This is a genomic window from Rhodococcus sp. FG69, from assembly GCF_057808915.1.
The window spans coordinates 1-13,382 of the sequence record NZ_JBMDIX010000002.1; the positions used below are offsets into that span (position 1 = coordinate 1).

Below are 13,382 nucleotides of genomic sequence, written 5' to 3' on the forward strand. Positions count from 1 at the left end.
CCAGACAAACGACCCACCGGGGTCCGAGCCCCAGCCACGATCACCGACGTAGTCACTTTATTCCTCCACAGATTCTCGAAGATGTTGTGCTTGATTCAACGCGTGTCGACGGTGCCGTCCAACCCATCGGCCCAAACTGCTCGAGCATAGACACATTCAGCGCATGCGCGTTCACTCAGTGAACGCTTTCGCTTGTGCGCTCACCCCGAGCGCTCCGACAGTCATCTCCCGCAACACGGTTCGAGTGCTGCGCGATGGACTTCGGCCAGCACTGTAGGGCGTGGAGTTGATGAGGCCGAACACCGCGTGAGCCTTCGTCCTCGCATCGGAGTCACTCAGCGATTCGTCCGCGGCGCACAGTGTCGTCACCCACAACTCCACGTACTCGCGCTGCATACGCCGCACCTTGCGTCGCGCAGCATCGGGCAGGCTGTGCAAGTCACGGTCCTGGATCCGAATCAACGCCGGGGACCCGACAGCGAAGTCCAGATGAAATTCGATCAGATCGAACAACGCATCGAGGCCGGCCGGCCGCTGATCCACCACGCGCCTGCCGCCGTCGAGCAGAAAGACCGAAATCTCGACCAACAGCTCGGTCAGCACCGCTTCCTTGTTGGGAAAGTGGCGATACACCGCCGGACCACTGATTCCGACGGCTGCGCCCAAGTCTTCGAGTCGCACCGATGCGAATCCGCGTTCGGCGAACAGCGCTGCCGCTGCCGCCAATAATTGCGCTCGCCGTTCGGCTTTCCGCTGGTCTCGCAGAGTCCCCGATTTCGACTCCTGCACAGTCATCGCACTCCCCCTTCCGCACTCCACCCTGGACAACTCAGTTAATCATAGTTTACTATTTGCTGAGTTATTCCTCGTTAACTCAAATTCAGCTGATCCGCAGGATGAGACCGAAGGCGCGCATCACATGGCAATCGATACAACGGTCAACAGGGCAGCGCACGAGCACCTGACCCGCGACCTTTCCGCCCGGCTCGCTCGCGCCGCGCTCGGCGGTAGCGAGAAGTCGCGAGAGCGACACGTCGCCCGCGGCAAGCTCCTCCCGCGGGACCGGGTGAACGAACTGCTGGATCCGGGGAGTCCGTTCCTCGAGATTGCCCCGTTGGCAGCGAACGGTTTGTACGACGACGAATGCCCGGGGGCCGGAGTCATTGCCGGGATCGGCCGAGTCTCCGGACGCGAGTGCGTCATCGTCGCCAACGACGCCACCGTCAAGGGCGGCACCTACTACCCGATGACCGTCAAGAAGCACCTGCGCGCGCAAGAGATCGCGCTGCAGAACATGTTGCCGTGCATCTACCTCGTCGACTCGGGCGGTGCGTTCTTGCCGCGCCAGGACGAGGTTTTCCCTGACCGTGACCACTTCGGACGCATCTTCTACAACCAGGCGACGATGAGCGCCAAGGGAATTGCACAGATCGCGGCAGTGATGGGCTCGTGCACCGCAGGCGGCGCCTATGTTCCCGCGATGAGCGACGAGGCCATCATCGTCAAGGATCAGGGCACGATCTTCCTCGGCGGCCCGCCGCTGGTCAAAGCGGCCACCGGCGAAATCGTCACGGCCGAGGAACTCGGTGGCGGCGACCTGCACTCGAAGATCTCCGGCGTCACCGACCACCTCGCCGACGATGATCGCGACGCGCTGAAACGAGTCCGCACCATCGTCTCCACGCTCGGGCCGCGCAGTCCGCGGCCATGGGACGTCGTCGCGACTCGCGAACCCATTGCCGCGCAGACCGAGTTGTACGACGTCGTGCCGACCGACCCCCGCACCCCGTACGACGCTCGCGAGGTCATCACCCGCGTCGTCGACGGCGGCGAGTTCGACGAATTCAAAGCCGAGTACGGCAAGACTCTCGTCACGGGGTTCGCCCATGTACACGGGCACCCCGTCGGCATCATCGCCAACAACGGCGTCTTGTTCTCCGAATCGGCAATGAAGGGTGCGCATTTCATCGAACTGTGCGACAAGCGCAGCATCCCGCTGGTATTTCTGCAGAATCTGTCCGGCTTCATGGTCGGGCGAGACTACGAGGCCGGCGGGATCGCGAAGCACGGCGCCAAGATGGTCACCGCCGTCGCATGTGCCCGGGTACCGAAGATCACCATCGTGATCGGCGGTTCCTACGGGGCCGGCAACTACTCGATGTGCGGCCGCGCCTACTCCCCTAGGTTCCTGTTCATGTGGCCCAACGCCCGGATCTCCGTCATGGGCGGCGAACAGGCGGCGTCGGTGCTGGCCACCGTCCGCAGCGATCAGCAGGACGCCGCGGGCACACCCTGGTCGGACGAGGATCAGGAATCGTTCAAGGCCCCGATCCGCGAGCAGTACGAAACTCAGGGCAACCCCTACTATTCGACGGCTCGATTGTGGGACGACGGCATCATCGATCCCGCTGACACCAGACAGGTTCTCGGACTTGCCCTCTCCGCGTGCGCCAACGCGCCGCTCGAGCAGGTCTCCTACGGCGTTTTCAGAATGTGACTGACATGAATAAGCAGATCGACACCGTCCTGATCGCGAACCGTGGCGAGATCGCTGTGCGCGTGGCACGAACGCTGCGCCGCATGGGTATTCGGTCAGTTGCCGTCTACAGCGACGCCGATGCGGGCGCGCGCCACGTCGCCGAGGCCGACACCGCAGTCCGCCTGGGACCGGCCAACGCCCGCGACAGCTACCTGTCCATACCCAAGGTCATCGAGGCCGCACAGCGCACCGGAGCCCAGGCCATTCACCCGGGATACGGGTTCCTGTCCGAGAACGCCGAGTTCGCGGCTGCGTGCGCCGCTGCCGACATTGCCTTCCTCGGTCCACCGGCCCGGGCGATCGAGGTCATGGGTGACAAGATCGCAGCCAAGGCCGCCGTGTCCGAGTTCGGCGTTCCGGTCGTGCCGGGGATCTCGCGTCCGGGCCTGACCGACGCCGATCTCATCGCCGGCGCTGAAGACGTCGGGTTCCCTGTGCTCGTCAAACCGTCTGCAGGCGGCGGCGGCAAGGGTATGCGGCTGGTCGAACGAACCGAGGACCTCCCCTCAGCACTGGCGAGTGCACGTCGCGAAGCGGCATCCTCGTTCGGCGACGACACGCTCTTCCTCGAACGATTCGTGTTGCGTCCCCGCCACATCGAGGTTCAGATTCTGGCCGACGAGCACGGGAACGTCATCCACCTCGGCGAACGTGAATGCAGCCTGCAGCGACGCCACCAGAAGGTCATCGAGGAAGCTCCCTCACCTCTGCTCGACGAGGCGACCCGCGCGCGAATCGGTGCCGCGGCCTGCAACACGGCTCGCAGCGTCGACTATGCCGGCGCGGGAACAGTGGAGTTCATCGTCTCCGCCGACAGTCCGGACGAGTTCTTCTTCATGGAAATGAACACACGCCTGCAGGTCGAGCACCCCGTCACCGAGCTGGTGACCGGGCTCGACCTCGTCGAGTGGCAGGTCCGTGTCGCGGCGGGTGAAGCACTGACGATCGCTCAGGACGACATCACGCTCACCGGCCACGCGATCGAGGCTCGCGTGTACGCGGAGGATCCCGGCCGCGGGTTCCTGCCCACCGGCGGCACCGTCGTCGGACTTCGCGAACCCGTCGGCGACGGCATCCGCGTCGACTCCGGCCTAGCCGTCGGCACCGAGGTCGGCAGCAACTACGACCCGATGCTCTCGAAGGTCATCGCGTACGGCCCGGACCGTAGTAGCGCGTTGCGTACTCTCGACCGCGCCTTGTCGCAGACGGCAGTCCTCGGCGTCGTCACCAACATCGAATTCGCTCGTTTTCTGCTCGCCGACAACGATGTTCGGGCGGGACGGCTCGACACCGGTCTGCTCGATCGCCGAGTCGAGGACTTCACTGCATCGGCTGCCACCGACGAGGCGCTGATCGCGGCCGCCGCGGTCGAGTGGACTCAGACGTGGCAGAACGCGGGCAACGACATATGGGCGATGCCGTCGGGATGGCGTGTGGGCGCCCAGGCACCGTTCGTTCGCCGCCTCACCACCGGAGACAGGTCGGTGCACGTCGCCATTGTCGGAACACCCGACGCGGCGACGGTCGCGATCGACGATCAGACTACATGCACTCTTCACGCGCACACGACCGGCGACACGATCACCGTCGTCGTCGATGGCCGTCGCGAAACCATGACGTTCGCACGAAGCGATTCGGCAACCTGGATATCGAGTGCACAGGGAACGTGGCAACTGCGCACGGTTGCCGAGCCGAGTGTCCGCGACGACGACGCGCACTCGGGGGACGCCGAGATCCTCTCCCCCATGCCGGGTTCGGTTATCGCGGTCGGAACGAGCACCGGCGAGCTGATCACCGCAGGCACTGCGGTGATCGTCGTCGAGGCGATGAAGATGGAACACACACTCACCACCCCGATCGACGGCACCGTGGAACTAGTTGTCACAGTCGGAGATCAAGTCCGCGTCGACCAACTGCTGGCGCGAATCGTCCCCAAAGAAGACAAGGATCAGTCATGACCGATTACCTGTCGTCGGCGAACCTGCCCGATGAGTACCAGCAACTTGCCAAGTCGGTCGCCGATTTCGCGCGTACCGTCGTCGCACCGGTCTCTGCGAAGCACGACGAAGAGCACTCGTTCCCCTACGAGGTCGTGCGCGGTATGGCGGATATGGGCCTGTTCGGACTGCCGTTCCCCGAAGAGTACGGCGGCATGGGCGGTGACTACTTCGCCCTGTGCCTGGCGCTGGAGGAACTCGGTAAGGTCGATCAGAGTGTCGCGATGACCTTGGAGGCAGGGGTTTCGCTCGGCGCGATGCCGGTGTATCGCTTCGGCAACGACGCCCAGAAGCATGAGTGGCTTCCGAAGCTGACCTCGGGACAGGCTTTGGCCGCGTTCGGTTTGACCGAGCCCGGCGCCGGCAGCGATGCGGGGGGCACCAAGACCACCGCCAAGCGTGACGGCGGCGACTGGATCATCAACGGCAGCAAGCAGTTCATCACCAACTCGGGCACCGACATCACCGAGCTGGTGACCGTCACCGCAGTGACCGGCGTCGACGAGGCCACCGGCCGCAAGCAGATCTCGTCGATCCTGGTGCCCACCAATACTCCCGGCTTCGTTGCCGAACCGGCATACAACAAGGTCGGCTGGAACGCCTCCGACACACACCCGTTGAGCTTCACCGACGTACGGGTGCCGCAGGAGAACCTCCTCGGCCAAGAGGGCCGCGGATACGCGAACTTCCTGCACATCCTCGACGAAGGTCGTATCGCTATTGCGGCGGTTTCGGTCGGCGCTGCTCAGGGATGCGTGGACGAAAGCGTCAAGTACTCGAAGGAGCGCGAAGCTTTCGGTCATCCGATCGGCCACAATCAGGCGATCTCGTTCAAGATCGCCCGCATGGAAGCACGCGCACACACCGCCCGTACCGCGTACTACGACGCGGCGGCTCTCATGCTGGCAGGCAAGCCGTTCAAGAAGGCAGCATCCATCGCCAAACTCGTCGCCTCCGAAGCTGCGATGGACAACGCACGAGATGCGACGCAGATCCACGGCGGCTACGGATTCATGAACGAATACGTCGTCGCTCGGCACTACCGCGACAGCAAGATCCTCGAAATCGGCGAAGGCACAACCGAAGTCCAGCTGATGCTCATCGCGAGGAGCCTCGGACTATGACGGACAAGCGAATTCGTCAGCGCGGACTATGGTTCGAAGAGATGGAACTCGGCGCCATCTACGAGCATCGACCCGGACGCACCATCACCGAGGCGGACAACACACTGTTCACCACCCAGACCATGAACACCCAGGCACTGCATCTCGACGCCGCATACAGCGAGACGACGCAGTTCGGGCAGCGTCTGGTCAACTCGATGTTCACCGTATCCACGCTCGTCGGATTGTCGGTCGCGCAGCTGACGCAGGGAACCATCGTCGCCAATCTGGGTTTCTCCGAGGTCTCGTTCCCGAAGCCGCTCTTCCACGGAGACACCCTGTACGCCGAGACGCTGATCTCCGACAAACGCGAGTCCAAGTCCCGTCCCGGCGAGGGCATCGTGACGTTCACTCACACCGGGCGCAACCAGCACGGTGACGTCGTGGCTCTCGCAGTTCGCAAGACCTTGGTGCGGCTCCGTCCTGCTGGGGATCTGTCATGAGCTGGGTTCCGCCGGGACCGGCATGGCTGTTCTGTCCTGCCGACCGACCGGAGAGGTTCGAGAAGGCTGCGGCGCGCGCAGACGTCGTCATCCTCGATCTCGAGGACGGAGTCGCCGCCGCGGACAAGGCCGCCGCACGCGAAGCCCTCGTGTCGACGCCCTTGGACCCGGCCAGGACCGTCGTCAGGATCAATCCGCACGGGACGCCGGACTGGACGGCCGACCTCGAGGCGCTGGACCGCACCGACTACACCGTCGTCATGATGCCGAAGTGCGAATCGGCAGCACAGATCGCGGCGGTGGCACCACGCAAGGTGATCGCATTGTTCGAATCCCCCGCAGGCGCGGTCGAATGTCATGCTTCACTCGGGGCCGACAACGCTGTGGGTGCCATGTGGGGAGCCGAGGACCTTGTTGCGGCCATGGGCGGAAACTCGAGCAGATTCGCCGACGGTCGCTACCGCGCTGTGGCACAGCACGTCCGGTCGCAGACACTGTTGGCGGCGAAGGCACGAGGACTGTTCGCGCTCGATTCCGTTTTCCTCGACATCCCGAATCTCGACGGAGTGCGCGAGGAAGCGGACGACGCCGTGGCCGTGGGCTTCGACGGCAAAGTCGCCATCCACCCCAGCCACATCCCGGTCATTCGTCAGGCCTACGCCCCGACCGACGACGAGATCGAATGGGCCAACAGCGTGCTCGACGCAGTCTCGAACAACCGTGGGGTCTTCACGTTGCGTGGGCAGATGGTCGATGCCCCGGTCATCGCGCATGCGCGTCGCATCATCGCTCGCTGTGGTTGACTTCTCGTTGGCCGAAGGGGGTCCCCACACCCCGATCTAGGAGTGACGTGCACGCAACTGTCGGATGGACCGAGGACGGGCAGCAACGCTCGGCGCTGTGGCGTTCGGAGAACAACGCGCCGCCGCCGAAGGCCGTCCACATCATCGGCGACAACATCTCCGCCGATGTTGCCTACAAGCGCGCCTCGATCGGCGAATACCTGCTGTGGCGCGGCGATTTCAACAATGCACGCCAGCTGATGAAGGCGATCACCAGACGAGCCCAGCCTCGGGCTCGAAAGCCGGCGGCCTCGCCGGCAGAGGACTTTCACCTGCACCGTCAGGACCAGGCTCGGCGGGCGCGCATCCTCGGAATGCTGCTCGTCGAACTCGACGCGAACTACGTTCTCGACTACCCACGAGCGCCCGATGTGAGACTCGCAGCCACCGAGGCGTACGGCGAGTCCTCCGAGCCATCGCTGCTGTCGCTTCGAGAGCTGCTCAGCCTCATCGGCGCTCACGAATGGCGTCGCACAGGGGTACACATCCCCGCCCTCGACGCCACCATCGAACCACACTTCGGGGTCTTCTCGCCGCTGCGTGGTGAGTACGTACAGCTCGTCGCCGACACTCCTCTCCCCTCTGGAACCACCACGGCATTCGACATCGGTACCGGCACAGGCGTTCTTGCCGCAGTGCTGGCGAAGCGCGGCGTCGCCCACGTCGTTGCGACGGACAAGGACCCGCGCGCAATCGCCTGCGCCACTGCCAATCTCGAAAGATTGGGGTTCGCCGACCAGGTCGAGGTACAGCTCGCCGACATCTTTCCGGCCGGACGCGCCTCGCTGGTGGTGTGCAATCCGCCGTGGATTCCCACCAAGCCGACGTCGGGTATCGAACACGCCATCTACGACCCCGGCAGCCGCATGCTCCGAGCCTTCCTCGACCGCCTCGGCAAGCATCTCGAACCCGGCGGCGAAGCCTGGTTGGTGATCTCCGATCTGGCAGAACTCCTGGGGCTCGCCACACGGGACGATCTCTTGGCCGCAATCGACCGGGCAGGCCTGCTGGTGCTCGACAGAACGGACACATCGCCGACGCACCCTCGGGCGCGCGACGCCGACGACCTCTTCCACGCTGCGCGATCACGCGAGACCACGTCTCTGTGGCGGTTGGCTCCGCGCTGACGTATGTCCGATTTACCCCCCAGTTGTGCGCGGCCAAGGGCTCTGAACGCACAACTCGGGGGTAAATTGCTAGTCACGGTTGCTCATCGTCGGCGAACTCGAGTGCGCCCGATTGGGGATCTACTTGTCGGGTGGGTGACTCTGCGCCAGTGCGATTCGTCGGTCGCCAGTATGGTCGAAGAATGACTGTGCGAGCGGGTGTGGTGGTCACGGGAACTGAAGTCCTGGCCGGTCGGGTCACCGACAGGAACGGCCCGTGGGTGGCCCAGCGACTCCTGGAGATGGGAGTGGACGTTGCACACATCACGATCTGCGGTGACCGGCCCGCTGACCTGACCGCACAGCTTCGATTCCTCGCGGATCAGCGCGTCGACTTGATCGTCACTACCGGAGGCTTGGGCCCGACCGCTGACGATCTCACCGTGGAGACCGTCGCCGCTCTGTACGGCCGCGAACTGTACCTCGACGACGAACTCGAGCAGCGCATCCACGCAATCGTGCAGCGATGGCGAAGCCGGATGAGTTCTGCACCCGACTCCGAGCCTCTGCGGGCAGGTCTTCGCAAGCAGGCAATGGTTCCGGAAGGCGCCCACTCCATTCCGCCAACCGGAACCGCCCCCGGTGTCGCGATACCCGCCAGCGGCTCCGGGACGCTGCCCGTCGTCCTGATACTGCCCGGCCCGCCTCGCGAGCTGCAGGCGATGTGGCCGGAGGCACTCGACAGCGCGCCGGTCGCCGAAGTCTTGGCCCGACGTGCACAGATTCGTCAGAGCACCATACGCGCCTACGGGCTGTCCGAGGCCGACCTCGCTGCAACACTACGGACCGCAGAGCGCCAAATCACGGGATTCCGCGATCTCGCGATCACCACCTGTCTGCGGCTCGGAGAGCTCGAAATCGTGACCCGCTATGCAGAATCTGCGGCAATGACGTACAGGGATCTCGCAGATCTTATCGACAAACAGCATGGCTCGCAGGTGTTTTCGACCGACGGATCCACCATCGACGACATCGTCGCGACTCGGTTGGCCGGTCATCGAATCGCCACCGCGGAGTCGTGCACAGGTGGCATGATCGCCGCACGTCTCACCGACCGCGCAGGCTCGTCGGCGTATGTCATCGGGGCGGTGGTGTCTTACGCGAACGAGGCGAAGACGGGTCTTCTCGACGTCTCGGCCGAGATCATCGAAGAACACGGCGCCGTCAGCGAACCGGTGGCAGCACTGATGGCAGAAGGCGCACTGAGCAGACTGGGCGTCGACATCGCGGTATCGACCAGTGGCATCGCAGGGCCCGGGGGCGGCACCGAACTCAAACCGGTCGGCACTGTCTGCTTCGGAATCGCCTCTACCAACCGACCGACCGTCACCCGTACCCTCCGGCTCCCCGGCGACCGCGCAAGCGTGCGTGCGCTTTCCACCACCGCGGCGATGCACATGCTCGCCGATGCGTTGGGTCCTGCCCGATAGACGCAGGGCGCGCCGTGTGCCAGTCCAGCATCACGACGGCATGCCATCCGCGATTTACTCCCCAGTTGTGCGCCGCGAAGGGCTCGAGGCGCACAACTGGGGAGTAAATCCGCGAAAAGCGATCTGACCCGGACAGCAAAAATCCCCGCCCGGCGAACCGGACGGGGATCGAACGCTCCCCCGGCTGGACTCGAACCAGCAACCGTCCGAATAACAGCCACATGCGGGCTACTTCCGTGCATCCAGGTGGAGCCACTGTAGTGCCTCTGAGCAGCATAGATTATGCAGTCAGTACCACCCGAGTCCACTCCCGTGCGCACCCACTTGTGACAACTGTGTGACAAGCGTCCGAGACAGCGGGTCGACGAAGGGCGCGGTAAGCGACGTTTCCGCACAGCTGGTACGCGGTGTTCGTGAAGAATCGTCATGGCTTGCATCGGACGGCTTCGACGTCATCCGGTCGGGTTCGGCTGCGGTCGCCGAAAAGGCCAACGTCGACACGTTCCACTACACGGTGTGCGCACCCCAGACAGCGATCTTGAACCAGTCGAAAATCTCGTTGCTCGGCCTGGAGGACTACTACTGGGGCATGCCCGTCAGTACGGCAGCGGCTGTCGGTGCTCTCCGGCTGCGTCTTCGCCGGGGACGATCCGGTGTGTCGGGGCGTGGCGATCCCGCACCGGTTCTTCAAAATCGCGGCCTGGGAACAAGGTTCAAGCTCGCGGCGACTGGCTACGTCCTCGACCAGACACCCTCTTTGGGCCCGATCCTCACCCGGCCGGCCCGCGTCGACACTACGCGGTGACCAAGACCGACGCTTTCTACGAACGACCAGACCTGATCGACGCACAACAACGCGACACCGGGATCACCGTTCTTCCTGTTCCTCCGTCGCTTTGACGCCATCGGCCTCGGATTGAAGAGTGTGAACGGTCTCCTCGCTGTCGCCTGAGCATCTGAGTGCCATACCTTCTGCCAGTCGGGGTGCTGCGGTAGCGCAGAGATCGCAATCGTGCTGGTGTTCTTCAATTCTGTGTAACTCGTGGGGCTTACTGTCTACGGACAAAGGCGTGGAGGATCCGTAGTCGGTCATCGGTTTGCCGCAAGCTGGATCGCAGTGCCTGTTGCGGTCGCAGTCGTTGCTGGTGGTGGCGTCTCGCCGAGGAACGATTCGCGTGTGCGCTGCCGAAGGCCCCCAGCTGAGACGGTGCAGAATCCCGGCGGGCAACTTGATAGTGGTGACCAGCCGGCCTGCGACAGTCCCTTACCAATCACCACATGGAGGCGGCGCCTGGATCACGTCCCACTTCTGTCGTCGTCTCTGATGATTTCGTCCAGCCGATCCAAGATGGAAGCAAAATTCCGAAAGGTATCTTTTTCCGATTGAGGGCCACACAAACTGTTGCATAGCTTCATCTTCCTCAGATTCCAAATTATATTCATGCGACCATATCCAGCGTCCCTTTCTTTCTTCTCATACATTTCTTCGGTGAAAACTTTCTCTGGAAGTAGATTCTCGATTCCCTTTTCGCATTTTGCGTCCGCCACTTGCTTTATGGTCAAAATATGTACTGTGTCAAATATCTCGTCATTTTTATTGGCGTCGCAGTCGTACAAGAATACTATTTTTCTTCCCGCTAGTTCCGGGTTAGCGCGGAACATTTCGACCGCATGATCCAGCGCTGAATCGCCGGTGAACTTTCCACCCCCAACCAAAGAATCTGCTCCTATCCAATTGAAATATTCACTGAGATGTGGTTTGTCGAGCAGCATCGCCGCGGTCTGAAAATATTTCAAATCAGTCTCTCCGGCAACATAGAATATTGGACTTAAGCCAGATTCTACCTTTTCCTTCACAACAGCGGAAAATGCCTTGGTATCTTGAAACGCGTCTAATGCTTTAGCAAATTCGCCATACGATTCCGCCGCTATGGGTTCTCCCTTTGGTAGCTCTACGATGCGAAGTCCTGCTGCGGTGAACTCTCTTTCCATGCCTAATACGAAAAACGGTAATGGCTAGAGATGATAAATTGTATTTTTGGAAAGTACTTTATCATTTTGGGCAATGTTCGAAGTTGAAGGTCAATGTGCATGTGAGCATCGAGCTCGTCGATTACGACAACGCCCTCAACTTGACCTGGCCCCTGCCCCATTTCATCCGCGTATCGTAAAATCGTCCCGAATGCTGCAAGCATGGTCGCCTGACCGCCGGAGAGGCTGGTCAAGCCTCTCAGGATCTTTCCATCAGGCCCGGTACTGATCGCTACCTTCCGAGAATCCCGGTGACCTGTCCATACGAATCTCGCACTAGCGTCGTCCAGGATGGACTTTAGCAAATAATCTGACCAAATCAATGGTTTCTGGCTCTCAAGATATGGTTCGAAGTCTAACTGCACCGTTACCTGTGGCGTTTGTATACTCTTGTCTTCACCAGTATATTCTGCAGCTAGAACATTCAGACGCGAGTCCGTGATTACCCCCAGCAGCCATTGCGAGAAGGTGTTTATGCCGCGTTCTACATACATTCTCCGTCCTAGGTTATTCGAAAATTTTGGAGCTATATCAAACTCGTCAGCGTGTATCGAGCCGGTATTGAACCAGTGCGGATCTTCCGAGCGACTGGTAGGAAAGAAGGCGTAGACACCGGATTGGTATATTTTTGTGGCTCTTTCCGTGTCCATCTCTATCGCTTTAGAAGAGTCAGACCCGCCCCAAGCGATGCCCGCCTGCAAAGATTCGGGCAACATATCATTTAGATCTTGTTTTTCCACGACTCCGAAGTTTTCGTGATAGAAGTACTGACCATCCTCATCACTGAAGCGAAGAACCGACAGTCCGTATTTTTCGTTGAATGTTATCAGCGAACCGCCAACAATTCGAAAATAACTCTGTCCTCCACCTTCTTGATGGGTAAGAACGTCTCTGAAAGACTTACTAGCACCCTGCATCAGAGAATCCGCGATTACGGATAGTAAGTTTGTCTTTCCGCTTCCATTCTTTCCTACCATAATGTGTGGGATCGGATCGTCTTCTGAATCAAAACTGAACTCAAGGTGCAGGTCTTTGATTGGACCGTTATTTCTCATGAAAACTTCACGTAAGTACAAGTACCCTCCAATGCCGCTGCAATCAACTAAGGATGCATCCTCCCATCTATCCGAGAACCGCGCCCGGGCGCCGCTCGATTGTGGTTATCGCTCGTGAGCGTTAGCTTGCGAAGGGAGAACCCCGAGACCTTCGCCTCAGGTGATGGTGTCGGATGTCGACTACCCGAATCCGCATATCCGGCCGTGGCCCTCGAAACGAACGATCGAGTCGCAGATCGAGTCGCTCGACGAGTTCGCGGGTGCTGCCGACGGCGTAGTCGTCCACCCCACTGCATCCGCCCTGGAGGGCGTGCGCGTTCCAGCACGCCTGAAGGGGCATCCATTCGGTGCGGCGATGGCGAAGGGGCGCGGCACGCTCGAACTCGCCTATTTAAGCTTCGGCGTACTTCAGCCCTACCGGAACGACCCGCGCTACCGATTCCGCTAATGGGACTTCGGTGTCGACATGGGCATCGGCGATGAGGCCTACCTCGACGAGACCGAACTTGACCGCGACAAAGCTTCGCTGGGTCATCTTGGGTTTGCCTACGACCTTTCCGGCTACAACCACACTGACGTGAACACGCCGGTCGTGCGCCGCGTCGCTGACTTCTACGGCGATCTCGCCAAGCCCACCCCGGAGCACCAGCAACGCTGGAAGTCGAATCAGGTAGTCGACGAGGTCTGGAGCCGCACCCTGCGTGGTGGATGGCACA

12 protein-coding genes are annotated in these 13,382 nt (G+C 61.6%); 8 read left to right on the top strand and 4 right to left on the bottom strand.

The annotated features are described in order from the left end of the window. Window positions 1-171 precede the first annotated feature (171 nt). Window positions 172-795: an SACE_7040 family transcriptional regulator gene (locus ACODSO_RS02425; protein ID WP_489034777.1), complete on the bottom strand. Its 624-nt coding sequence runs from the start codon at window positions 793-795 to the stop codon at window positions 172-174. 124 nt (window positions 796-919) lie between these two features. Between ACODSO_RS02425 and ACODSO_RS02430 the strand changes: the two genes are divergently transcribed. The 8 genes from ACODSO_RS02430 (at window position 920) to ACODSO_RS02465 (ending at window position 10,385) form a co-directional block, all read left to right on the top strand. Continuing rightward, complete coding sequence (locus ACODSO_RS02430) at window positions 920-2,497, top strand: carboxyl transferase domain-containing protein (RefSeq protein WP_489034779.1); 1,578 nt, start codon at window positions 920-922, stop codon at window positions 2,495-2,497. Between the two features lie 5 nt (window positions 2,498-2,502). Continuing rightward, window positions 2,503-4,497, top strand: coding sequence for an acetyl/propionyl/methylcrotonyl-CoA carboxylase subunit alpha (locus ACODSO_RS02435; RefSeq protein WP_489034781.1), 1,995 nt, complete (start codon window positions 2,503-2,505; stop codon window positions 4,495-4,497). Continuing rightward, window positions 4,494-5,660 (top strand): acyl-CoA dehydrogenase family protein, encoded by a 1,167-nt coding sequence (locus ACODSO_RS02440; protein WP_489034783.1) that lies wholly within the window; start codon window positions 4,494-4,496, stop codon window positions 5,658-5,660. Before ACODSO_RS02435 ends, ACODSO_RS02440 begins: the two co-directional genes overlap by 4 nt. Next, entirely contained in the window at window positions 5,657-6,142 is a 486-nt protein-coding gene (locus tag ACODSO_RS02445; RefSeq protein WP_489034784.1) for a MaoC family dehydratase, read from the top strand. Before ACODSO_RS02440 ends, ACODSO_RS02445 begins: the two co-directional genes overlap by 4 nt. Continuing rightward, the gene (locus ACODSO_RS02450) at window positions 6,139-6,945 is read left to right on the top strand and encodes an HpcH/HpaI aldolase/citrate lyase family protein (RefSeq protein WP_489034785.1); all 807 of its coding nucleotides are present in this window, start codon (window positions 6,139-6,141) and stop codon (window positions 6,943-6,945) included. The genes ACODSO_RS02445 and ACODSO_RS02450 overlap by 4 nt, the downstream gene beginning before the upstream one ends. Before the next feature lie 47 nt (window positions 6,946-6,992). Continuing rightward, window positions 6,993-8,111 (top strand): methyltransferase, encoded by a 1,119-nt coding sequence (locus tag ACODSO_RS02455; RefSeq protein WP_489034787.1) that lies wholly within the window; start codon window positions 6,993-6,995, stop codon window positions 8,109-8,111. 182 nt (window positions 8,112-8,293) lie between these two features. Beyond that, complete coding sequence (locus ACODSO_RS02460; protein WP_489034788.1) at window positions 8,294-9,580, top strand: competence/damage-inducible protein A; 1,287 nt, start codon at window positions 8,294-8,296, stop codon at window positions 9,578-9,580. Between the two features lie 337 nt (window positions 9,581-9,917). Next, window positions 9,918-10,385, top strand: coding sequence for a hypothetical protein (locus ACODSO_RS02465; protein ID WP_489034790.1), 468 nt, complete (start codon window positions 9,918-9,920; stop codon window positions 10,383-10,385). 491 nt (window positions 10,386-10,876) lie between these two features. On the opposite strand, the gene ACODSO_RS02470 is transcribed toward ACODSO_RS02465, so the two are convergent. The 3 genes from ACODSO_RS02470 to ACODSO_RS02480 all read right to left on the bottom strand — a co-directional run bounded on the left by ACODSO_RS02470 (window position 10,877) and on the right by ACODSO_RS02480 (window position 13,381). Next, entirely contained in the window at window positions 10,877-11,572 is a 696-nt protein-coding gene (locus ACODSO_RS02470) for a hypothetical protein (protein ID WP_489034792.1), read from the bottom strand. 2 nt (window positions 11,573-11,574) lie between these two features. Continuing rightward, window positions 11,575-12,666, bottom strand: coding sequence for an AAA family ATPase (locus ACODSO_RS02475; RefSeq protein WP_489034794.1), 1,092 nt, complete (start codon window positions 12,664-12,666; stop codon window positions 11,575-11,577). A gap of 391 nt (window positions 12,667-13,057) precedes the next feature. Continuing rightward, on the bottom strand, window positions 13,058-13,381 hold the full coding sequence (locus tag ACODSO_RS02480; RefSeq protein ID WP_489034796.1) for a hypothetical protein: 324 nt from the start codon (window positions 13,379-13,381) through the stop codon (window positions 13,058-13,060). Window position 13,382 lies beyond the last annotated feature (1 nt).